This window comes from Mesorhizobium sp. M1A.F.Ca.IN.020.04.1.1, from assembly GCF_003997315.1.
In the GTDB taxonomy this organism is placed as follows: Bacteria; Pseudomonadota; Alphaproteobacteria; order Rhizobiales; family Rhizobiaceae; genus Mesorhizobium.
In genome coordinates this window covers 1-20,568 of record NZ_RZSN01000112.1, presented here as the reverse complement: position 1 = coordinate 20,568, position 20,568 = coordinate 1, and the positions used below count along the sequence as shown (strand labels likewise).

Below are 20,568 nucleotides of genomic sequence, written 5' to 3'. Positions count from 1 at the left end.
CCCCAGGTGATGTGGAAGCGCGGCACCGAATTGCCGTGGCCGCTGGCATTGCCGCCGCCGCGCTCGGCCCAGCCGACGACGGGGAAGAATTTCAACCCGCGCTCGATCAGCCAGGAGCGCTTCTCGCCGGCGGCGAAGCCGAGATAGGCTTCAGCCCATTTTCGCGGCCAAAAATCCTCAGGGCGGTCGAAGGCGGCGGTGCCCATCCAGTCTGCGAGCGCGAGGTCGTGGGAATCGCGGATGCGCATGCGCCGCTGCTCGGGCGAGTCGACCAGGAAAAGCCCGCCGAACGACCAGAAGGCCTGGCCGCCCAGCGATTGCTCGGGCTCCTGGTCGACGATGATGATTTTCTTGCCGGCATCGGCAAGTTCTGCCGCGGCGACGAGGCCTGCCAGCCCCGCGCCGACAATGATGACATCCGCGTCGTCAGCCATCTTCGTTCCCCCCAGCGCCTTCCGACGGCCTGTCAGACGGGCTCCCAGCCGTTCTTGTCGCCGGCGCGGAAGATGGCGTCGATGATCTTCTGGTTGAGGACCGATTCCTCCAGCGTGAAGACACGGTCCTTGCCGCCCTGGGCCGCGCGTACGAAGGCCTCGCATTCCAGCCGGTACTGCTGGGTGCCCGGGAAGCGGAACACCTGCGCTTCCGTGTGGTTCTGATTGTGCAATTCGATGCGGTGGTGGTCGTAGAGCCCGGCATTGAACGGGCCAAAGACCTCGATGAAACCCTTCTCGCCGTGGAACACCATCACCTGCCGCGCCGCCATCTGCGTCGACAGGTAGAAGGACAGTTCGAAGTCGCCGAAATCGGCGCGGATCGAGGAATAGATATCGGTGCCGAAGGTCTTGTCGCGCTCGATGGTGGCTTGCACGCGGACCGGTTCCTTGCCGGTCGAGAAGCGCGTCGACACGGTCGGATAGACGCCGATGTCGGGCAGCGCGCCGCCGCCAAGATCCAGCTGGTTGCGCATGTTGGTGGGATCGACATTGTAATAGGAAAACGCGCCCTGCACGTGGCGCAGCCGGCCGATCGCGCCGCTGGCGATCAGGTCGCGCACCTTGATCCACTGCGGGTGGTAGACGACCATGAAGGCCTCGCAGACCAGCACCTTCTTCTCGTCGCGCAGCTTGATCAGCTGCGGGATGTCCTTGGCGTCGAGCGCAAGAGGCTTCTCGACCAGCACATGTTTTCCCGCCTCGATTGCCTTTGCCGTCCATTCGACATGCTGCGAGGTCGGCAGCGGGATATAGACGCCATCGACCTCCTTGGAAGCGAGCAGTTCCTCATAGGAGCCGAAGGCATGCGGCGCGCCGAAACGCTCGCCCAGTGCCTTGGCCTTCGACAGGTCGCGGCTGGCGATCGCCGACAGCACGCCGTTCTCCGAATCTACGATCGCCGGCAAAAGCTGCTCGCGGCCGATCTTGGCCGTCGACAGAACACCCCATCGGAACATCATGCTTCTCCATGTCGGTTACGTCGATGGAGGTGTGCCCCAATTCCGGAGAAAAGCCAATCGCAGACGCGGGCCACAAAGCGCCTTCGTCATCCTCGGGCTTGACCCGAGGATCCATTCCGTGACCTATGACGTAAAGTGCAGGGATGCAGAGTTCTGTCACCGTTGCAACGCCTAGCGTCACGGCATGGATCCTAGGGTCTGCGCGCGTCGCTTCGCTCCTTGCTCCGCCCTAGGATGACGAACCCGAGGATGCGCGACCAGAGCTAACCCCTTCTCCCCGTCAGGGTCATGTCGAAGTCGACGACGTTGGAATAGATCGGCGTGCCGACATCCATGCCGTAGCGCGATCTGAGCACCTTGCCGGTGACATGGAACTTGATGGTTCCTGACTTCAGCCCATCGAGCTCGGCCGTGAACTTTTCCGAAAACGTCTTGCCGCGCGCCGTCAGCCGGCCGGTGACCACGGCGGTGGTCTCGCCGGTGCGGGTCACGTTTGTCGAGCGGAATTGGATCTCCGGATTGTTGGCGCTGTCGAAGACGGCGTCGGAACGCAGGAAAGCATCGATGCGGCCCTGGCCGGTGCCGACGCTTTCCGGAAAGATGGTGAGGTTGACCTTCGAGCGCCCGACATCGGCATTGTCGATGCGAATCGTGCCCTTGAAGCGGCCGAAGGCGCCGCCGAAGCCGCCACCGCCGGCCTTGCCGATGGTGAAGCGGATCGAGGAGCCCGCCGGGCTGATCGTGTAGCTGCCGGCGGCGTCACTGAGCGCCACCGCGGCGCAAACCGGCGCGGCAAGGCAAGCGGCAAAGGCCGCCAATCCGAGGATGCGCGCATGCATCGACATCTTTCCTATCCTGAACCAGCGCATTGCTGTCTTCCCGCCACCAACGAACGGGCGGCCCGCTCTATTCCCGGGCAGACGAAGGCGTGATTATGCGCGTGAGCACGCCGTCGCGCAGCAGGAAATGGTGGCGTATCGCTGCAAGGATATGCAACGCGACCAGCGCGATGCCGGCATAGGCAAGATACCAATGCGCGGCCGACCAGAAGCTTTCCGCGGCGTCGGATTCGGCGAGCGGCAGGTCGGGCATGACGAACTGGTTGAACGGCATCGTCGGGATTTCCAGCGTCGAGACCGAGACCAGCGCCCAGCCGGAGAGCGGCAGCGCAACCTGGAAGGCGTAAAGCGCCAAATGCGCCAGCGGCGCTGCCTTGCGCTCCAATGTTCCGACCGAAGGCGGGAGTGCTGGCGCCGCATTGCCGACACGCCAGGCGATGCGCAGGATGACCAGCCCAAGCAGCAGGAAGCCGACGGACTTATGCAGCTGGATCAGCTCGAAGGACGTCCGCTGGCTATCGATGCGCATCATCACGAAGCCGAGCACGAACTGGCCGATGAAGATGATGCCGATCAGCCAGTGAAGGATGATCATCGCCCAGCCATAGCGGGTGGCGGTGTTGGTGATGGACGATTGCATGGTCGAAAAACGTCGCTGAAATCACCTTTCTTCCAGCCCTCCCCACAAGCGGAACGGAGGAGCCCTACGGGCTCACCTTGAAGAAATCGACGAAGGCCCGCAACGCCGGCCGCATCTGGCGGCGGCTTGGGTAGTAGACGAAGAAGCCGTCGAAAGCGGGGCACCAGTCCTCCAGCACGCGGATCAGCCGGCCATCGGCGAGCGGCGCCTTCACATAGTCCTCGAAGACGAAGGCGAGCCCGGCGCCGTCGATCGCGGCCTGGGCGATCAGATGGTCCTCGTCGAGGATCAGCGGCCCTTGTGCTGCGATCTCGATTTCCTCGCCGTCCTTCTCTAACTCCCAGCGGTAGAGGATGCCGCTGGAGAAGCGGAAGCGGATGCAGCGGTGATCGGCGAGATCGCGCGGATGACGCGGTTTGGGCATGGTCGCGAAGTAGGAGGGCGCGCCGACCACCGCGCCGCGGATGTTCGGCCCTATGCGCGCCGCGATCATGTCGCGCTGCAGGCTTTCGCCCAGCCTGACACCGGCGTCGAACCCGCCCTCCACCACATCCGTGAAGCGGTCCTCGATGACGACCTCCAGCACGATCTCGGGATAGGCGGCCGTGAAGGCAGCGAGCCGCGGCGTCAGCACCAGATGCGCGGCGGTGCGCGGCACGCTGAGCCTGAGATTGCCGGCCGGGCGGTCGCGCGCCTCGACCGCCGTTTCCAGCGCCAGGTCGATCTCGGACAGCGCCGGCCGCAGGCGCTCCAACAGCCGCGCGCCTTCCTCGGTCGGGGCGACACTGCGCGTGCTGCGCGCCAGCAGCCGCACGCCGAGCTGCGCCTCCAGGCTCGCCACCGCATGGCTGACCGCCGACGGCGCGATGCCGAGCTCGCGGGCCGCGCCGCGGAAGCTGGCCCATTGCGCGACCGCGGCGAGAACGGCCAGCTGGGAAAGGTTCGTCCGGTTCATTGATCTATCTTATAGAGCGAGCTGTGCGAAAGAGACATGATTATCGAACGGATGCCTAGGCGCTATTTCATCTCCATCGCAACAAGGAGATGCGCCATGCAAACCCGCAAATTAGGAACTGAACTCGAAGTCTTCCCCGTCGGCCTCGGCTGCATGGGCATGAGCTTTGTCTATGGCGGACAGCCGGAGGCGGAAGCCATCGCTACGCTGCGCCGCGCCATCGAGATCGGTGTCACCTTCTTCGATACCGCCGAAGTCTATGGCCCTTACGAGAACGAGATCCTGCTCGGCAAGGCGCTGAAGCCGGTACGCGAGAAGGTCACCATCGCCACCAAATTCGGCTTCAAGATATCCGAGCACGGTTCGGGCATCGACCGCATGATCGGCGTCGACAGCCGCCCTGAGCACGTCAAGGCGGTGGCGGAGGCCTCGCTGAAGCGGCTCGATACCGACGTCATCGACCTCTACTACCAGCATCGCGTTGACCCGAACGTGCCGATCGAGGACACGGTCGGCACCATGGCCGAACTGGTGCGCGAGGGCAAGGTGCGGGCGCTCGGCCTGTCGGAAGTGAGCGGCGCCACGCTGCGCCGGGCGCATGCCGTGCACCCGATCGCCGCCGTGCAGAGCGAGTATTCGCTGTGGAGCCGCGATCCCGAGGACGAGGTCTTTGCCGTTTGCCGCGAGCTCGGCATCGGCTTTGTCCCCTACAGTCCGCTCGGCCGCGGCCTGCTCACCGGCACCATCGCCAAGCGCGATACGCTCGGCGCCGGCGACTGGCGCCTCGGCCTGCCGCGCTTCCAGGCCGAAGCCATGGAAGCCAACAATGCCGTCATTGCCGTGCTGGAAAAGTTGGCGATGGAAAAGGGCGTGACAGCGGCACAACTGGCGCTCGCTTGGGTGCTGCACCAGGGCGATTTCATCGTGCCGATCCCCGGCGCGCGCAAGATCCGCCATTTGGAGCAGAACACGGCAGCGGCCGGGATCAAGCTGAGCGCCGCCGAGGTCGCGGCCATCGGCGACGCGCTGTCGCCCGACAAGGTCGTCGGCAAGCGCTATACCGAAGAGCTGCTGGCGCTGGTGAATGGTTAGACATTTCAGCTTGCTTTGAGACGCTGGCGGGACAGCGCCCCCCTCTGTCCGGCAGGACAGAGGGGGGCGCCTCGCGCTGACCTACCAAGGCACCACGCTGATCTCCGGCCAGTTCTCTCGCGCCCTCTTCCCCTTCGCCTCATGCGTCCGCTGGTTGTCCAGCACCCGGTTCGGCGTGATGCGGAACGAAAAAATGTCGTCGAGCCCGAACGGCGCCACCAGCTCCAACGCCTCGTCTGCGTCGTACCGCACCCCAACCGCATGCGTCTTCGACGCGAAATAGCCGACCGATTCACTCGCGCTCGTGTAGCGCGGGCATGCCTGCCCGAACTTGGCCGGATACCACAGGTGCACGCGTGCCTGATTTCGCACCTCCACCGGCAGCGTCAGTCCTTCGAAATGCTGCGCCGCCCGGCGGATCACCGCGTCCTCGGCCTCGTAGGAGAGATCGGTGCCGTCGAAATAGAACAGATCGACATCCTTGATGCCGTAGCCTGAGGGCCTGCCGGTGAGATGGTTCCAGATGCTGTTGTAGAGCGCGCCGGAAACCACCAGCCAGTCCGGCAGCTCCAGTTCACGCACTCGCGCCAGCGTTTTGGCCAGCAGCGGGTCCGCCGCCACGATTTCGAGGAACGCCGCGCGTTGCTCCTCGAAAGGCAGGCCGGAATAGCGGAGATGGTGCATCGCCCTTTGGAGGGCGATTCGCCATCGCTCCGCAATGCCTCATGTTCTGAGCACGCCGCCCGTCTGCTTGTTGACGTTCTCGACGATGCGCTTGGCCAGCGCCTCGAAATCCTCGTCGGTCAGCGTCTTTTCGACCGGCTGGATCGAGACTTCGATGGCGATCGACTTCTTGGCGGCGCCGAGCGCAGCGCCCTCGAAGACGTCGAACACCGAAACGCCGGTGACGAGCTTCTTGTCGGCGGCCAAAGCTGCCCGCACCAGCGTGCCGGCCTCAACCGTCCGGTCGACGACGAAAGCAAAATCGCGCTTCACCGCCTGGAAGGGTGAAAGCTCCAGCTTCGGCTTGGTGCGCGTCGGCTTGGCCTTCGGCTCCGGCACGGCATCGACAAAGACCTCGAAGCCGCAGAGCGGCCCGGAGGCGTCGAGCACTTCGAGCGTCTTTGGATGGAACTCGCCGAAAGTGCCGAGCACGGTCTTCGGCCCGAGCTTGATCGTGCCTGAGCGTCCGGGATGGTACCAGGCCGGGCCGCCGGGCTCGATCTGCAGCCTGTCGACCGGCGCGCCGCAGGCTTCGAGCGCCGCGATCGCATCGGCCTTGGCGTCGAACACCCCGACCGGCCCGGCATTGCCGGCCCAGCTGCGGCTCGAGCCTTCGAGCTTGGCGGTGCCCCGCCGCACGCCCGCGGCGACGCGCCGCTGCTGATCGGCCAAGTCGCCTTCATAGGTGCCGGAGACTTCGAACAGCGCCACGTCGCCGATGCCCCGATCGGCATTGCGCTGGGCGGCGCTGATCAGCCCGGGCAGCAGCGACGGCCGCATGTCGGACATGTCGGCGGCGATCGGGTTGGCGAGCTTCAGCCCGTTCTGGCCGCCGCCGAACAGCTCGGCGTGTTTCGCCGGAATGAACGACCAGGTGACCGCCTCCATCATGCCGCGCACGGCGAGCGCGCGCTTGGCGGCCCGGGTGCGCACCTGCAGCATGGTCAGGATCCTGCCGTTGACCGCGTCATGCGAGGTGAGCGGCTGCGGCGCTATGTTGTCGACGCCGTGGATGCGCATCACTTCCTCGACGAGATCGGCCTTGCCGTCGACATCCGGACGCCAGGAGGGGACCTTCACCTCGACGGCGTCACCTGAGCTGCGCGGCTCGAAGCCGAGACGGGTCAGTATAGTGAGCGCTTCTTCTCTCGGCACCTCGATGCCGGTCAGCCGCTTCACTTCCGACAGCGGGAAGGAAATGATCTTCGGCTTGTGGCCGGGATAGCCCGCCACCTCGATTTCCGTCGGCGTGCCGCCGCACAATTCCAGCACCAGCTTGGTCGCGAGCTCGACGCCGGGCACCATGAACTCAGGGTCGACGCCGCGCTCGAAGCGGTAGCGCGCATCGCTGATGATGCCGAGCGTGCGACCGGTGCGGGCCGTCGTGATCGGGTCCCAGAGCGCCGATTCGATCAGCACGTCGGTGGTGTTCTCGTCGCAGCCCGAATGCTCGCCGCCCATAATGCCGGCAATCGATTCGATGCCGTTGTCGTCGGCGATCACGCACATCTCGGGCGTCAGCGAGTATTCGCGTCCGTCGAGCGCCAGCACCTTTTCACCGTCCCTGGCGCGGCGCACCACAAGGTTGCCGGTGACCTTCTTCGCGTCGAACACATGCAGCGGCCGGCCGCGGTCGAAGGTGACGTAGTTGGTGATGTCGACCAGCGCGCTGATCGGCCGAAGCCCGATGGCGATCAGCCGCTGCTGCAGCCATTTCGGCGACGGGCCGTTCTTCACGCCCTTCACCAGAGTCAGCGCGAAGCCGGGGCAGAGTTCCGGTGCCTCGATCTTGACCTTGACCGGGCACATGCCGTCGCCGGCATGCGGCATGATCGCGCCGCCGGTCAGCCGGCCGAGGCCGCTCGCCGCGAGATCGCGGGCGATGCCGTAGACGCTGGTCGCATCGGGGCGGTTCGGCGTCAGGTTGATCTCGATCACCGGATCGTCGAGATGGGCGTAGGCGGCGAAGCTGGTGCCGACCGGTGCGTCTTCGGGCAGGTCGATGATGCCGGTATGCTCGTCCGAAAGCTGCAGCTCGCGTTCGGAGCACATCATGCCATGGCTCTCGACGCCGCGGATCTTGCCGACCGAAAGCGTGACGTCGATGCCGGGAATATAGGTGCCGGGCGCAGCAAAAGCGCCGACCAGGCCGGCGCGGGCGTTGGGCGCCCCGCACACCACCTGCACCGGCGGCTTGCCGTCGCCGGTATCGACCGTAAGCACCCGCAGCCGGTCGGCGTCGGGATGCTGCACGGCAGTCAGCACCTTGGCTATGACAAAGGGTTTTAGGCCCGCCTTGTCGTCGACATGTTCGACTTCGAGGCCGATCGCCGTCAGCCGCTCGACGATTTCGGCAAGCGAAGCGTCGGTCTCGAGATGGTCCTTGAGCCAGGAGAGGGTGAATTTCATGACTGTGTTCCGTAGGAAGGGCTTTGCGCGTCAGGTCTAGCCACGCTCGTCTTGAGGTGCCGCGGCAGTGAATCGGGCATATGCAGGAAGGGCAGCTGCTCGCGCACATGCGCATGCAGCGTCGGCCTGAAATAGGCAGGCATGTCCATGGCGCCGAGCGTGAAGTAAATATGGCCGGCGAGCCGCTCGTCGCTATAGGCGATCGGCGAGCCGCAAATGCCGCAGAACGAGCGCGCCACCGGGCCGTTCCGGTAGCTCTTCAGCGACTTGCCTTCGAGCGCGATCTGGTCGGCCGCGAAGCCGATAAAGGCCGACACCGGCGCGCCGCTGGCGCGCCGGCAATCGCCGCAATGGCAATAGCTGATGTGGTGCGGCTCGGCCGAGGCCTCGAACCGCACGGCACCGCAGCGGCAGCCCCCGGTGTGGGGAGCAGTCATGTGGAAAGGCCCCCGAACAGCGTCGGCATGTCGAGCGGCCGGAAGCCGTAATGCGTGAGCCAGCGCACGTCGGCGTCGAAGAAGGCGCGCAGGTCCGGCATGCCGTATTTCAGCATGGCGATGCGGTCGATGCCCATGCCCCAGGCAAAGCCCTGGTATTCGTCGGGATCGAGCCCGCCGTAACGCAATACGTTGGGATGCACCATGCCGCAGCCCAGGATCTCCATCCAGTCGGAGCCCTCGCCGAAGCGTACTTCGCCCGGCCGCGAGCGGTCGCACTGGATGTCGACCTCGAGGCTGGGCTCGGTGAACGGAAAGAAGGACGGCCGGAAGCGCATTTTTACGCTCGGCACTTCGAAGAAGGCCTTGCAGAATTCCTCCAGCACCCACTTCATGTTGGCGATGTTGGCGGTCTTGTCGATCACCAGCCCCTCGACCTGATGGAACATCGGCGAGTGCGTGGCGTCCGAATCCTGCCGGTAGGTCTTGCCGGGGATGACGATGCGGATCGGCGGATTCTGCTGCTCCATTGTGCGGATCTGCACGGGCGAGGTGTGCGTGCGCAAAAGCTTGCGCTCGCCCTTCTCGTCCGGCTGGAAGAAGAAGGTGTCGTGCATCTCGCGCGCCGGATGTCCCTCGGGGAAGTTGAGCGCGGTGAAATTGTAATAGTCGGTTTCGATGTCCGGGCCTTCGGCGATCGAGAAGCCGAGATCGCCGAAGATCGCCGCGATCTCGTCGATCACCTGGCTGATCGGATGGATACGGCCGCGCTCGGCCGGCGATTGCCGCACCGGCAGCGTCACGTCGACGGTCTCGGCGGCGAGACGGGCGGCGATCGCTACGTCCTTCAGCTCCGACTTGCGCGCCGTCAGCGCCTCGGTGACGCGGTTCTTCAGCCCATTGATCGCCGGGCCCTTGACCTGCCGCTCCTCGGTGCTCATCGCGCCGAGCGTTTTCAGCATCTCGGAGACCGAGCCCTTCTTGCCCAGCGCCGAGACGCGCACAGCCTCGATCGCCTGCTCGTCGGCCGCGGCCGCGATGTCGGCCATCAAAGAAGCTTCAAGGGTTTCAAGATTTCCAGCGGTGGCGTTCACGGCGAAACTCTCTCGATCGGGCAACCACCGGGGTTCGGCGCGTCACCAATTTGGTTGCATCAGGCATAAGAAAAACCCGCGCCAGCCGTGCCAGCGCGGGTTCCCCAAATCAGAATAGCGAATGCTTGGGAAGCGCTGGCTTAGGCGACAGCGCTCTCAAAAGCATTCGGCGTGGTGTTCTTCAGATACTCGAGCGCCACCTTGGCCTTGGCCACAAGGGCTGCGAAAGCCTGCGGTTCATGGATGGCCATGTCCGAAAGGATCTTGCGGTCGATCTCGATGCCGGCCTTGTTGAGGCCGTCGATGAAGCGGCCATAGGTCAGGCCGTGCTCGTGCACCGCCGCATTGACGCGCTGGATCCACAGCGCGCGGAACGAGCGCTTGCGGTTCTTGCGGTCGCGATAGGCGTACTGCAGCGACTTTTCCACCGCCTGCTTGGCGATGCGGATGGTGTTCTTGCGACGGCCGTAGAAGCCCTTGGCGGCTTTCAGGACCTTCTTGTGCTTGGCGTGGGCGGTGACGCCTCTCTTTACGCGTGCCATGTCATGATCTCCTTAAAACGCTGTTCCGGACCGAATGCTTAAAGGCCGTTCGGCAGAAAATTCTTGATGACCTTCTTGCCGTCCGGTTCAGCCAGAACCATCGTGCCGCGGGCATCGCGAATGAACTTGTTGGAACGTTTGATCATGCCGTGGCGCTTGCCGGCGGCAGCCGACAGCACCTTGCCGGTGGCGGTAATCTTGAACCGCTTCTTGGCGGCCGATTTGGTCTTCATCTTGGGCATTTTGCTACTCCGTAATGTGGCGCACCATCGCGCTTCTTTTCTCGCTTCGGGCCGACCAGAGCCCGAAAAGCAAATGAAACCGCCACGGCATGCCCTGCCGGGCGGTTTTTGTTTTTGCTCTGCGTATCGTGCTTTCCGTAAATCAGAGATGATTTCCGGCCCGATACGCAGAACGGCGGTCCTATAGATCAAACAGGGCTCGTGCGCAACACCTCACGCCCTGCGGCGCGCTGTCCCGTTCAGGGCAGCGTGAACCACACCGGCAGCACCCCCGACTGCTGCGCGCCGTCGATCAGTTCGAAGGCCGGCAGCGCCACCAGGAATACCAGCCCGTCGAGCAGCGTGTTTAACAGCAGGCGCGGCTTGAAGCTGCCGGTGTCGCCTTCCTGGTAGAGCGAAAGCTTTGGAAAGAAGCGCGGCACGCGCGCCAGATAGGCTTTGTAGGGAGCGCCGAGGACTTCCTTGAGATAGCGCTCCTCGCGCAGGATGACGATGTGGAACGCGCCGGCGCAAAGGACCGCGAAGAGGATGATGCCGGAAAACGAGCCGATCTGCGCGCCAACGCCGGCTGCCGCCACGGTCGAGAACAGATAGAGCGGGTTGCGGGTGATCGAATAGGGCCCGCCGGTGACCACTTCGGAGGATTTGCGGCCGCCGATGTAGAGCGTCGACCACAAGCGCCCGACGATGCCCAGGAAGATCAGGAGCACGCCGAACATCTCGATCGTCTCGTGCACGGGCGTCTCGGGAGGGAACGTCGACTGGCCGAACAGGAGTGCCGCAAACAGCACCACGATGAGCACCGCCAGCACGATGCGGCGCATATACTGGTAGCCGCCCAACCCTTCTATCTGGTTGTCGGTCGGGATCTTTGTTTCATCGACCATGGCCAATCCGATCGTCGTGTTTTGATCGCGATCGGGAAAATCCGATCGTCGATTTGGTCGCGATCGGGAAAATCCGATCGTCGATTTGCTCGCGATCGAGGAGCTCGATCGTCGAGAAGCCGGCGATCGGATAGAAAAACAGGCGCCCCGCCGATCGTCGGGTCGCCCTGCGCGGCAATTCAGGCGGATTTTGGAGCACCAAGCAGCGCCGGCCGGTCAATTCTCCTTCGCGAAACCGTGATCGGCGCGACAGTTTGCGGCGATCGCGCCGGAATGGCTCCAGGACGGAAAGGAAACGTGAGGCGCACCGTCAGCGGGGCGCCAGCACCATCATCATCTGTCGGCCTTCGAGCTTCGGCTCGGCCTCGACCTTGGCGATCGGCGCGACTTCCTCGCGCACCTTGTTCAGGAGCTGCATGCCGAGTTCCATATGCGCCATTTCGCGGCCGCGGAAACGCAGCGTCAGCTTGACCTTGTCGCCGTCCTCGAAGAAGCGCCGCACGGCCTTCATCTTGGTCTCGTAGTCATGGCTGTCGATGTTCGGGCGCATCTTGATCTCCTTGATCTCGATGACCTTCTGGTTCTTGCGCGCCTCGGCCGCCTTCTTCTGGTTGGCGTATTTCAGCTTGCCGAGATCGAGGATCTTGACGACGGGCGGCTGCGCGTTGGGCGATATCTCGACGAGATCCAGCCCGGCCTCTTCGGCCAGCAGCAGCGCGTCGTTGATGGAAACTTCGCCACGGTTGTGGCCTTCTGCGTCGATGAGCTGGACCCGGGGCACCCGGATGTCTCGATTGGAGCGCGGACCGTCCTTGGTCGGGGCCGCTGCTTTGAAAGGTCTGCGAATGGTCGTGGTCTCCTCGGCCGTTTCGTTCAGGGTTTCTTTGAGTTCAATCGCTTGGACGCGCCTATGTGGTGAGCGCGCGGCCGGAGTCAATAGCACAGCCTCGCCAGGAAATCACCTCAAAGCTTGCCATTGCCTGCACCAAGCAAAGAAAAGGTGCGAGCACTTTTCCGCGAACCGCCGGATGTGCCAAAAGACCGGCCGGAAGGACGAGGTCATGGACGCCAGCGCACCAGTTTTCATCGACGTGAACGGAACGCAGATCGCTGTCAGGCAGGCGCCGGGCTCAGCGCCGGGCATCGTCTGGCTGGGCGGCTACAAGTCCGACATGCTGGGCACCAAGGCCGAGGCGCTGTCGGCCTGGGCGAGCCGCGAAGGCCGCGCCTATCTGCGCCACGACTATTCCGGCCACGGCGAATCGGGCGGCGAATTCGCCGAGGGCACGATCTCGAAATGGCTGGCCGAGAGCCTCGCCGTCTTTCGCCGCTTCAGCAAGGGCAAGCAGATCCTGGTCGGCTCCTCGATGGGGGCGTGGATTGCGCTGCGCATGGTGCAGGAATTGCGCAAGGCCGGCGACGACCGCATCGCCGGCCTGTTGCTGCTTGCGCCGGCGCCCGACTTTACCGTCGAGCTGATCGAGCCGGTGCTGACCAGGGCGCAGAAGCGCGACCTTTCGAAAAAGGGATTTTTCGAGGAACCGTCCGACTATTCCGCCGAGCCCTATATCTACACGCGCGCGCTGATCGAGGACGGCCGCGCGAACCGGGTGATGACCGGGCCGATCGACACCCATTGCCCGGTTCATATCCTGCAGGGTCTCGCCGATCCCGACGTGCCTTCCGGCCATGCGCTGAAGCTCGCCGCACTGCTGCCGGCCGATGACGTCACGCTGTCGCTTATCCCCGACGGCGATCATCGCCTCTCCCGCCCGGAGGATCTCGACATGCTCAACCGCGCCGTCGGCGACCTGATCCAGCGGGTTTCATGAGCATGCGCATTTCAATCCCGATATCCGCCTTTGTTGCGGCGATCGTCGGCTTTGGCGGCACTTTGGCCATCGTCATTGCCGCCGCCAAGGCGATCGGCGCCACTCAGATCGAGACCGCGAGCGGAGTGACGGCCATCTGCCTGGCCATGGCCATCGAATGCCTGTGGCTGTCCTGGCGCACGAAAATGCCGGTCATCACCGCCTGGTCGACGCCGGGCCTGGCGCTGATCGCGGCCTCCAGCGGCTTCACCATGGCGCAAGCCGTCGGCGCTTTCATCGTCACCGGCATCCTGTTGATCGCCACCGGTCTGTTCAAGCCGCTGACCCGGCTGATCGCGCAGATTCCGGCCTCGGTGGCGTCCGGCATGCTGGCCGGCATCCTGGTCGGCTTCGCCATCAGTGCGGTCAAGGCCATTCCCGCCGATCCGTGGCTGATCCTGCCGCTGATCGCCGCCTTCTTCGTCATCCGGCTGTTCAACCCGGCGGTTTCGGTCCTTGTCGTGCTGATCGGCGGCGGCCTTGCCGCCTTCCTCACCGGCCGCGTCGGCGGCCTGCCGGCGCCGGAATTGTCGACACTGACGCTGATCGCTCCGCAGTTCACCGTTTCGGCGATCATTGGCCTGGCCTTGCCGCTCTACCTCGTCACCATGGCCTCCCAGAACCTCTCCGGTCTCGCGGTGCTGAAAGCCGCCGGCTACCACCCGGAACCTGGCCCGCTGATCGGCGTCACCGGGCTGTTCTCGCTGCTCTCGGCGCCGTTCGGCGCCTCGACGACCAATCTGGCGGCGATCTCCGCGGCGATCTGCACCGGCCCGGATGTCCATCCGGATCCCGCCGAGCGCTGGAAGACGGGGCCGTTCTATGCGCTCGCCTATCTGGTCTTCGCCATCTTCGGCGCTTCGCTGGTGGCGATCTTCGCCGTCCTGCCGCAGAGCCTGATCGTGCTGGTCGCCGGCCTGGCGCTGATGGCGCCTTTAGCCAACGCGCTCTCGATCGCGCTCCATGATGCGGGCGAGCGCATGCCGGCCACGCTCACCTTTGCGGTGACGGCCTCAGGGCTCACCTTGTTCGGCGTCGGCGCGGCTTTTTGGGGGCTGGTCGCCGGAATGGCAGTGCTTTTCCTCGAGAAACTCAAAAAGCGATAATCATTTCAGGCCTTTCGCCGGTTTTGGCCGGACTTGCCTTGAATCGCCGATTTCGCCTTCCCATTTCGATTCCACGCAGCCGGTTTGGCTGTCTCCAACGGAAGGATTGGGAGAAAATGAACACAAGTGCATTGATCCGTCCGGCCTGGACGCCGGCGACCATCGCGCTGATGGTGATCGGCTTCATGGTGTTCTGGCCGCTGGGCTTCGCCATGCTTGCCTACATCATCTGGGGCGACCGGCTCGAAGGCTTCAAGCGCGATGTCAACCGCGCCACCGACGGCATCTTCGCCGGCTGCCGCCGTGGCTCGGAAAAGGCGGCCCGCTGGGGCCATGGCTCGTCCCGCACCGGCAACGTCGCTTTCGACGACTGGCGCGAGAAGGAACTTGAGCGCCTCGCCGAGGAGCGCCGCAAGCTCGACGAGATGCTGAACGAGTTCGACGAGTATGCCCGCGAGCTGCGCCGTGCCAAGGACCAGGAAGAGTTCGACCGCTTCATGGCCGAGCGTAACAAGCGGACCGCGCCAACCACGACGAGTGGTCCAACCGGAGCGACGGGGCCGAAGCGCGGCAAGGGGTCGAACCTCCTTGACGACTGAGCCTCAATCATAAGACTCGGCCGACATGCGGCGTCGCGCGAGCGGCGCCGTTTCTTTTTTGTTCTCCATGTAGCCTCACTCTACTGGTCGTTTTTCTCGAATCGCGTATCGTCCGGCCATGACCCTCGGCTTCTTTCGCAATCTGACCAAGCCAGAACCCAAGCCCGTCGTGGAGCGCGAGCATTGCGTCGCCGGCCGCACCCTGCCGCTCAAAATCGTCGAAAGCGCGAGGGCCCGGCGATTGACGCTGCGTATCGATTCCGGCGGCCAGGGGCTGCGCATAACGGTGCCGCCCGGCTTGCGCCGCGGCGAGGTGGAGAAGTTCCTCGACCGCCATCAGGACTGGCTGGAGCAGCGCCTAGCCAAGGTGCCGATGCGCCCGCAGGTGCGGCCCGGCATCAAGATCCCGATCCGCGGCGTGCCGCACCGCATCGTCCATGAGCCGGCCAAACGCGGCACCGTCACCATCGCGCGCGACGAGCGCGGCCCGCTGCTCATCATCCATGGCGAGCGTGTCCACCTGCCGCGCCGCATCGCCGATTATCTGAAACGCGAGGCCAAGCGCGAGATCGAGAAGCTGGTGGTCAAGCACACCGAGGCGATCGGCAAGCGCGCCAAGGCGATCCGCTACAAGGATACCTCCAGCCGCTGGGGGTCATGCACCTCGGAGGGCAATCTGTCCTTCTCGTGGCGCATCATGATGGCGCCGCCGCCGGTCATCAATTACCTGGTGGCGCATGAGGTCGCGCATCTGAAAGAGATGAACCACGGACCGAAATTCTGGAAGCTGTGCGAAAAGCTCTGCCCCGACACCGATCGCTGCAAGGACTGGCTGAAGCGCAACGGCGGCGCGCTGCAGGCGATCGTGTTTGAGTAGGCGTCGCCCTGGCACCCGTATAGCTGGCGGCCCACCGCAGCCGCTCAATCGTCATTCGCCGCGTTGAGTTCCTCCGGCCGCAGCCCTTCCTCACTCGCATGCGGCCACGGCAAAAAATTCCGGTCGAACGCGTCGCTGCCGAAATAGTCGAGCGCCCGGTGCGCCTCGGCGCCGTTGAAAGCGGACTTGTCGATCAGATGCGCGATCACCTCGCGCGCCTGCGCGATCTTCTGTCTGAGTTCGGCGACGGTCTTGTCGGTCATGATCTTCCTGCTCCCGCCTGTGTCCCTATTCGAAAGGTAGCGCTTTCCGCCGGCCCGGCAACGGCATGCTTTTTCTCGACTCTTGCGGCTTTTCGTGCCAATCCCGCGCCATGACGCTCGACATCAAGATCTGCGGATTGAAGACCGACACCGCGATGGCCGCCGCGCTTGCCGGCGGGGCCAGCCATGTCGGCTTCATCTTCTTTGCCAAAAGCCCGCGCTTCGTCGATCCGGCCGAGGCTGGCCGTCTGCGCCAGGCGGCCATCGGCAAGGCCAAGGCGGTTGCCGTCACCGTGGATGCGGATGATGCCCTTCTCGACGAGATTGTCGCGAGGATGCAGCCGGATATGCTGCAACTGCATGGTTCCGAAACGCCGGTGCAGGTGGCCGAGCTCAAGACCCGCTACGGCCTGCCGGTGATGAAGGTACTGTCGGTCAGCGAAGCCGCGGATCTCGAGCGGATAAGGCCCTATGTCGGCGTTGCCGACCGCTTGATGTTCGACGCCAAGCCGCCCAAGGGATCGCAATTGCCTGGCGGCAATGGCGTCGCCTTCGACTGGCGGATCCTTGCCGGCCTTGACGCCGGCCTCGATTACATGCTTTCCGGAGGGCTCAACGCCGCCAATGTCGGCGATGCCCTCAGACTGGCCAATCCGCCCGGGATAGACATCTCCTCCGGCGTGGAGAGCGCTCCGGGCGTCAAGGAACCGGCGCTGATCGAGCAGTTTTTCCGGGCCGTCAGGGCCGCGCGCGACGACCGCGCCGCCTGAGGAAGTTTTCAAACCCGAGCATGTCCCGGAAAAGTGGGAACCGGTTTTCCGATAAGGACGTGCTCAGAAGCAAAGACTCAGGAGATCGGCGATGAACAGGCCGGCTATGCCCAATTCCTTCCGCACCGGGCCCGACGAGCAGGGCATGTTCGGCATTTTCGGCGGCCGCTTCGTCGCCGAGACGCTGATGCCGCTGATCCTCGATCTCGAAGAGCAGTGGAACAAGGCCAAGAATGATCCGGAGTTCAAGGCGGAGCTGGAGAACCTTTCGACCCATTATGCCGGTAGACCGTCCAAGCTCTATTTCGCCGAAGGCCTGACGAGGCATCTTCGGGAGGTTTCCTCGGCGAAGGGCCTCGGGGGCGGCGCCAAGGTCTATTTCAAGCGCGAGGACCTGAACCACACCGGCTCGCACAAGATCAACAATTGCCTCGGCCAGATCCTGCTCGCCAAGCGCATGGGCAAGAAGCGCATCATCGCCGAGACCGGTGCCGGCCAGCATGGCGTCGCTTCCGCCACGGTCGCTGCGCGCTTCGGCTATCCTTGCGTGGTTTACATGGGTGCCACCGACGTCGCCCGCCAGAGCCCGAACGTCTTTCGCATGAAGCTGCTCGGCGCCGAGGTGCGCCCGGTCACCGCCGGCCACGGCACGCTGAAGGACGCCATGAACGAAGCGCTGCGTGACTGGGTCACCAATGTCGAGGACACCTATTACCTGATCGGCACCGCCGCCGGCCCGCATCCCTATCCGGAGCTGGTGCGCGACTTCCAGTCGGTGATCGGCACGGAAGCGCGCGCCCAGATGCTGGAGCAGGAAGGCCGGCTGCCCGACGTCATCATCGCTGCCGTCGGCGGCGGCTCCAACGCCATTGGCCTGTTCCACCCGTTCCTCGACGACAAGGATGTGCGCATCATCGGCATCGAGGCCGGCGGTCGCGGCCTCGACGGCGTCGAGCACTGCGCGTCGATGAATGCCGGCGCGCCGGGCGTGCTGCACGGCAATCGCACCTATCTCTTGCAGAATGCGGACGGCCAGATTCTCGACGGCCATTCGATCTCGGCCGGTCTCGATTATCCGGGCGTCGGGCCCGAGCATGCCTGGCTGCGCGATTCGGGCCGCGTCGAATATGAGCCGATCCTCGACGACGAGGCGCTGGAGGCCTTCCAACTGACGACCCGCGTCGAAGGCATCATCCCGGCGCTGGAATCGGCGCACGCCATCGCGCATGCGATGAAGATCGTGCCGAAAATGGACAAGGACCAGATCGTCATCGTCAACCTGTCCGGCCGCGGCGACAAGGACGTGCACACGGTGGCCAAGATGCTGGGCATGGAGATCTGACAATGACGACCCGCATCGACCGCCGCATGGCGAAGCTCAAATCCGAGGGCCGTCCGGCTTTGGTCACCTATTTCATGGGCGGCGATCCGGATTACGACACTTCGCTCGCTATCATGAAGGCGCTTCCCGGCGCCGGCAGCGATGTCATCGAGCTGGGCATGCCGTTCTCCGATCCGATGGCCGACGGCCCGGCCATTCAGGCGGCGGGTCTCAGGGCGCTGAAAGGCGGCCAGACGCTGGTCAAGACGCTGAAGATGGCGTCCGAATTCCGCGCCGGGGACGACGAAACGCCGATCGTGCTGATGGGCTACTACAACCCGATCTACATTTACGGCGTCGATCGCTTCCTGGCCGACGCCAAGGTGAGCGGCATCGACGGCCTGATCGTTGTCGACCTGCCGCCGGAAATGGACGAGGAGCTCTGCGTTCCGGCGCTGAAGGCGGGCATCAATTTCATCCGCCTGGCGACGCCGACCACCGACGACAAGCGCCTGCCGAAGGTGCTCGAGAACACCTCCGGCTTCGTCTACTACGTGTCGATGACGGGCATCACCGGCTCGGCCTTGGCCGACACTGCCAAGGTGTCGGCGGCGGTCAAACGCATCAAGGGTCACACCGCGCTGCCGGTCTGCGTCGGCTTCGGCGTCAAGACCGCCGAGCAGGCGCGTACCATCGGCGCCTCCGCCGACGGCGTCGTCGTCGGCACGGCGATTGTCAACGCGGTCGCCAATGTGCTCGGGCCCAAGGGCGAGAAGACCGCCGATCCGGCCGAAGCGGTCGCCACGCTGGTCAGCGGGCTTGCCCAGGGCGTCCGCTCGGCCCGCCTTGCTGCCGCCGAATAGTCTGACTATTTGTTTTTACGCAATTCCGGACGGAAAACCGCCGCACACTTTTCCTGGAATTGCTGGACGTCTCTTCGTCGGGACAGGAGCCGAAGCGATGAACTGGATCACCAACTACGTTCGACCGAAGATCAATTCGATGCTCGGCCGGCGCACCGACATGCCGGAAAATCTCTGGATCAAGGATCCCGAGACCGGCGAGATGATCTTCCACAAGGACCTCGAATCCAACCAGTTCGTCATCCCGTCTTCCGGCCACCATATGAAGATCTCGGCCAAGGAGCGGCTGAAATACTTCTTCGACGACGGCAGATACGAGACCCTGGAAAACCCCAAGGTCATGCAGGATCCGCTGAAGTTCCGCGATGAGAAGCGCTACACCGATCGGCTGAAAGAGGCGAAGGCCAAGACAAGCCTCGAGGACGCGATTCTTAACGCAGTCGGCACCATCGAAGGCCTGCCGGTGGTGGTTACCGTGCAGGATTTCGCCTTCATGGGCGGCTCGCTCGGCATGGCCGCGGGCGAGGCCATCGTCCATGCCTTCGAGGTCGCTTTGCAGCGCAGGCGGCCGCTGATCCTGTTCGCCGCCTCGGGCGGCGCCCGCATGCAGGAAGGCATCCTCTCGCTGATGCAATTGCCGCGCACCACGGTCGGCGTCGACCGGCTGAAGGAAGCCGGCCTGCCCTATATCGTGGTGCTGACCAACCCGACCACCGGCGGCGTGACCGCCTCCTATGCCATGCTGGGCGACGTTCACATCGCCGAGCCCGGCGCGCTGATCGGCTTCGCCGGGCCGCGCGTCATCGAGCAGACGATCCGCGAGAAACTCCCCGATGGCTTCCAGCGCGCCGAATATCTGATGGAACACGGCATGGTCGACATGGTGGTCTCGCGTCTGGAGATGCGCTCGACCATCGCACGACTGTTGAAGATGCTCCTCAAGACCCCAGTGGCCGAGACGCCATTGGAGCCTGAGATCCTGCCGCCGGCGGTCGTCAACGCCGAATCCCGGCCGCAGGCCTGACGCGACATCGTTTGCCGCCCACGCGATTGCGCCAACTGCGCTGCGCAGTAGCCGTTTGCGCATGATCCCTTTCCAAAACCGATCCCGGTTCGGGCTCATGCGCCAGAGCAATTCCAGCAAGAGTGCGCAGCGGTTTTGCGTCCCAAATTGCACACGAACGAAAAGGATTGAAGGCGATCCTGTTCTTTCGCCGCAAATGCTCTAGGATTCCGCCATGACAACGCTCGCCGCCGATCGTGAAATCGAACATCTGATGACGCTCCATCCGAAAGGTTTCGACCTTTCGCTGGACCGCATCGCCCGCCTGCTCGAGCGTCTCGGCAACCCGCAGGACCGGCTGCCGCCGGTCATCCACATCGCCGGCACCAACGGCAAGGGCTCCTGCGCCGCCTTCTCGCGGGCGCTGCTGGAGGCGGCCGGTCATCTCGTCCATGTCCACACCTCGCCGCATCTGGTGAACTGGCACGAGCGCTACCGGCTGGCCGCCGAGGGCGGCGGCAAGCTGGTCGACGACGATGTCTTTGCCGAGGCCATCGCGCGCGTCGCCAAGGCCAATCA

Annotated in this window: 23 protein-coding genes and 1 pseudogene; 10 read left to right on the top strand and 14 right to left on the bottom strand. The window is 64.3% G+C overall.

Translation table 11 applies throughout. From position 1 onward, the window contains the following. From EOA49_RS21105 to EOA49_RS21085, 5 genes are all read right to left on the bottom strand, one after another. The coding region (locus EOA49_RS21105; protein ID WP_127243330.1) for an FAD-dependent oxidoreductase at positions 1–434 on the bottom strand (434 nt) is incomplete at its 3' end. A 32-nt stretch (positions 435–466) separates the two neighbouring features. Beyond that, positions 467–1,453: a Gfo/Idh/MocA family oxidoreductase gene (locus EOA49_RS21100; protein ID WP_127239776.1), complete on the bottom strand. Its 987-nt coding sequence runs from the start codon at positions 1,451–1,453 to the stop codon at positions 467–469. Positions 1,454–1,719: 266 nt separating this feature from the next. After that, positions 1,720–2,295: a YceI family protein gene (locus tag EOA49_RS21095; protein WP_067003284.1), complete on the bottom strand. Its 576-nt coding sequence runs from the start codon at positions 2,293–2,295 to the stop codon at positions 1,720–1,722. A gap of 67 nt (positions 2,296–2,362) precedes the next feature. Continuing rightward, complete coding sequence (locus EOA49_RS21090; protein WP_127239775.1) at positions 2,363–2,935, bottom strand: cytochrome b; 573 nt, start codon at positions 2,933–2,935, stop codon at positions 2,363–2,365. 64 nt (positions 2,936–2,999) lie between these two features. Continuing rightward, positions 3,000–3,890, bottom strand: a complete 891-nt coding sequence (locus tag EOA49_RS21085; protein WP_127215307.1) for a LysR family transcriptional regulator — start codon at positions 3,888–3,890, stop codon at positions 3,000–3,002. Positions 3,891–3,986: 96 nt separating this feature from the next. Between EOA49_RS21085 and EOA49_RS21080 the strand changes: the two genes are divergently transcribed. Then, complete coding sequence (locus tag EOA49_RS21080) at positions 3,987–4,982, top strand: aldo/keto reductase (RefSeq protein ID WP_127239774.1); 996 nt, start codon at positions 3,987–3,989, stop codon at positions 4,980–4,982. A gap of 81 nt (positions 4,983–5,063) precedes the next feature. Here EOA49_RS21080 and EOA49_RS21075 read toward each other — a convergent pair whose 3' ends face one another. The 8 genes from EOA49_RS21075 to infC all read right to left on the bottom strand — a co-directional run bounded on the left by EOA49_RS21075 (position 5,064) and on the right by infC (position 12,163). Further along, positions 5,064–5,666 (bottom strand): nucleotidyltransferase family protein, encoded by a 603-nt coding sequence (locus EOA49_RS21075; protein WP_095799038.1) that lies wholly within the window; start codon positions 5,664–5,666, stop codon positions 5,064–5,066. A 39-nt stretch (positions 5,667–5,705) separates the two neighbouring features. Continuing rightward, entirely contained in the window at positions 5,706–8,114 is a 2,409-nt protein-coding gene (gene pheT / locus EOA49_RS21070; RefSeq protein WP_127239773.1) for a phenylalanine--tRNA ligase subunit beta, read from the bottom strand. Then, positions 8,111–8,551, bottom strand: coding sequence for a GFA family protein (locus EOA49_RS21065; RefSeq protein WP_067002960.1), 441 nt, complete (start codon positions 8,549–8,551; stop codon positions 8,111–8,113). The genes pheT and EOA49_RS21065 overlap by 4 nt, the downstream gene beginning before the upstream one ends. After that, positions 8,548–9,600: a phenylalanine--tRNA ligase subunit alpha gene (gene pheS, locus EOA49_RS21060; protein ID WP_245460761.1), complete on the bottom strand. Its 1,053-nt coding sequence runs from the start codon at positions 9,598–9,600 to the stop codon at positions 8,548–8,550. The genes EOA49_RS21065 and pheS overlap by 4 nt, the downstream gene beginning before the upstream one ends. 185 nt (positions 9,601–9,785) lie before the next feature. After that, positions 9,786–10,187, bottom strand: coding sequence for a 50S ribosomal protein L20 (gene rplT, locus EOA49_RS21055; protein ID WP_127239771.1), 402 nt, complete (start codon positions 10,185–10,187; stop codon positions 9,786–9,788). A gap of 38 nt (positions 10,188–10,225) precedes the next feature. After that, positions 10,226–10,429, bottom strand: coding sequence for a 50S ribosomal protein L35 (gene rpmI / locus EOA49_RS21050; RefSeq protein WP_027166935.1), 204 nt, complete (start codon positions 10,427–10,429; stop codon positions 10,226–10,228). A gap of 239 nt (positions 10,430–10,668) precedes the next feature. Then, the gene (locus EOA49_RS21045; protein ID WP_067324658.1) at positions 10,669–11,316 is read right to left on the bottom strand and encodes an isoprenylcysteine carboxylmethyltransferase family protein; all 648 of its coding nucleotides are present in this window, start codon (positions 11,314–11,316) and stop codon (positions 10,669–10,671) included. 310 nt (positions 11,317–11,626) lie between these two features. Further along, positions 11,627–12,163: a translation initiation factor IF-3 gene (infC, locus tag EOA49_RS21040; protein ID WP_067003282.1), complete on the bottom strand. Its 537-nt coding sequence runs from the start codon at positions 12,161–12,163 to the stop codon at positions 11,627–11,629. Positions 12,164–12,377: 214 nt separating this feature from the next. On the opposite strand from infC, the gene EOA49_RS21035 reads away from it, so the two are divergent. From EOA49_RS21035 to EOA49_RS21020, 4 genes are all read left to right on the top strand, one after another. Then, on the top strand, positions 12,378–13,148 hold the full coding sequence (locus EOA49_RS21035; protein ID WP_127239770.1) for an alpha/beta hydrolase: 771 nt from the start codon (positions 12,378–12,380) through the stop codon (positions 13,146–13,148). Positions 13,149–13,150: 2 nt separating this feature from the next. Beyond that, positions 13,151–14,293, top strand: coding sequence for a benzoate/H(+) symporter BenE family transporter (locus EOA49_RS21030; protein WP_127239769.1), 1,143 nt, complete (start codon positions 13,151–13,153; stop codon positions 14,291–14,293). A 116-nt stretch (positions 14,294–14,409) separates the two neighbouring features. Then, positions 14,410–14,892 carry a DUF2852 domain-containing protein gene (locus tag EOA49_RS21025; protein WP_067002952.1) on the top strand — a complete coding sequence of 161 codons (483 nt, stop codon included), beginning with the start codon at positions 14,410–14,412 and terminating at the stop codon, positions 14,890–14,892. Between the two features lie 118 nt (positions 14,893–15,010). After that, positions 15,011–15,769, top strand: coding sequence for a M48 family metallopeptidase (locus EOA49_RS21020; RefSeq protein WP_067002950.1), 759 nt, complete (start codon positions 15,011–15,013; stop codon positions 15,767–15,769). A 44-nt stretch (positions 15,770–15,813) separates the two neighbouring features. Here the strand turns inward: EOA49_RS21020 and EOA49_RS21015 are convergent, their stop codons facing one another. Next, positions 15,814–16,032 carry a hypothetical protein gene (locus tag EOA49_RS21015; RefSeq protein ID WP_127239768.1) on the bottom strand — a complete coding sequence of 73 codons (219 nt, stop codon included), beginning with the start codon at positions 16,030–16,032 and terminating at the stop codon, positions 15,814–15,816. A 110-nt stretch (positions 16,033–16,142) separates the two neighbouring features. On the opposite strand from EOA49_RS21015, the gene EOA49_RS21010 reads away from it, so the two are divergent. The 5 genes and pseudogenes from EOA49_RS21010 to EOA49_RS20990 all read left to right on the top strand — a co-directional run. Beyond that, a complete protein-coding gene (locus EOA49_RS21010; protein ID WP_127239779.1) occupies positions 16,143–16,802 on the top strand; it encodes a phosphoribosylanthranilate isomerase in 660 nt (219 codons plus the stop codon). Positions 16,803–16,893: 91 nt separating this feature from the next. Continuing rightward, positions 16,894–18,144: a tryptophan synthase subunit beta gene (gene trpB / locus EOA49_RS21005; RefSeq protein WP_095831871.1), complete on the top strand. Its 1,251-nt coding sequence runs from the start codon at positions 16,894–16,896 to the stop codon at positions 18,142–18,144. 2 nt (positions 18,145–18,146) lie between these two features. Then, the gene (trpA, locus tag EOA49_RS21000) at positions 18,147–18,986 is read left to right on the top strand and encodes a tryptophan synthase subunit alpha (protein ID WP_067323851.1); all 840 of its coding nucleotides are present in this window, start codon (positions 18,147–18,149) and stop codon (positions 18,984–18,986) included. Positions 18,987–19,083: 97 nt separating this feature from the next. Beyond that, entirely contained in the window at positions 19,084–20,010 is a 927-nt protein-coding gene (accD, locus tag EOA49_RS20995; protein WP_127239767.1) for an acetyl-CoA carboxylase, carboxyltransferase subunit beta, read from the top strand. Positions 20,011–20,224: 214 nt separating this feature from the next. Then, a pseudogene (locus EOA49_RS20990) lies at positions 20,225–20,568 on the top strand (bifunctional folylpolyglutamate synthase/dihydrofolate synthase); the annotation flags it as partial.

Bases quoted from the DNA above. Each gene is read 5' to 3' on its own strand.
- EOA49_RS21100 (WP_127239776.1), bottom strand. From the start codon at position 1,453: ATGTTCCGATGGGGTGTTCTGTCGACGGCCAAGATCGGCCGCGAGCAG.
- EOA49_RS21095 (WP_067003284.1), bottom strand. From the start codon at position 2,295: ATGCATGCGCGCATCCTCGGATTGGCGGCCTTTGCCGCTTGCCTTGCC.
- EOA49_RS21090 (WP_127239775.1), bottom strand. From the start codon at position 2,935: ATGCAATCGTCCATCACCAACACCGCCACCCGCTATGGCTGGGCGATG.
- EOA49_RS21085 (WP_127215307.1), bottom strand. From the start codon at position 3,890: ATGAACCGGACGAACCTTTCCCAGCTGGCCGTTCTCGCCGCGGTCGCG.
- EOA49_RS21080 (WP_127239774.1), top strand. From the start codon at position 3,987: ATGCAAACCCGCAAATTAGGAACTGAACTCGAAGTCTTCCCCGTCGGC.
- EOA49_RS21075 (WP_095799038.1), bottom strand. From the start codon at position 5,666: ATGCACCATCTCCGCTATTCCGGCCTGCCTTTCGAGGAGCAACGCGCG.
- pheT (WP_127239773.1), bottom strand. From the start codon at position 8,114: ATGAAATTCACCCTCTCCTGGCTCAAGGACCATCTCGAGACCGACGCT.
- EOA49_RS21065 (WP_067002960.1), bottom strand. From the start codon at position 8,551: ATGACTGCTCCCCACACCGGGGGCTGCCGCTGCGGTGCCGTGCGGTTC.
- pheS (WP_245460761.1), bottom strand. From the start codon at position 9,600: ATGGCCGACATCGCGGCCGCGGCCGACGAGCAGGCGATCGAGGCTGTG.
- rplT (WP_127239771.1), bottom strand. From the start codon at position 10,187: ATGGCACGCGTAAAGAGAGGCGTCACCGCCCACGCCAAGCACAAGAAG.
- rpmI (WP_027166935.1), bottom strand. From the start codon at position 10,429: ATGCCCAAGATGAAGACCAAATCGGCCGCCAAGAAGCGGTTCAAGATT.
- EOA49_RS21045 (WP_067324658.1), bottom strand. From the start codon at position 11,316: ATGGTCGATGAAACAAAGATCCCGACCGACAACCAGATAGAAGGGTTG.
- EOA49_RS21035 (WP_127239770.1), top strand. From the start codon at position 12,378: ATGGACGCCAGCGCACCAGTTTTCATCGACGTGAACGGAACGCAGATC.
- EOA49_RS21030 (WP_127239769.1), top strand. From the start codon at position 13,151: ATGCGCATTTCAATCCCGATATCCGCCTTTGTTGCGGCGATCGTCGGC.
- EOA49_RS21025 (WP_067002952.1), top strand. From the start codon at position 14,410: ATGAACACAAGTGCATTGATCCGTCCGGCCTGGACGCCGGCGACCATC.
- EOA49_RS21020 (WP_067002950.1), top strand. From the start codon at position 15,011: ATGACCCTCGGCTTCTTTCGCAATCTGACCAAGCCAGAACCCAAGCCC.
- EOA49_RS21015 (WP_127239768.1), bottom strand. From the start codon at position 16,032: ATGACCGACAAGACCGTCGCCGAACTCAGACAGAAGATCGCGCAGGCG.
- EOA49_RS21010 (WP_127239779.1), top strand. From the start codon at position 16,143: ATGACGCTCGACATCAAGATCTGCGGATTGAAGACCGACACCGCGATG.
- trpB (WP_095831871.1), top strand. From the start codon at position 16,894: ATGAACAGGCCGGCTATGCCCAATTCCTTCCGCACCGGGCCCGACGAG.
- trpA (WP_067323851.1), top strand. From the start codon at position 18,147: ATGACGACCCGCATCGACCGCCGCATGGCGAAGCTCAAATCCGAGGGC.
- accD (WP_127239767.1), top strand. From the start codon at position 19,084: ATGAACTGGATCACCAACTACGTTCGACCGAAGATCAATTCGATGCTC.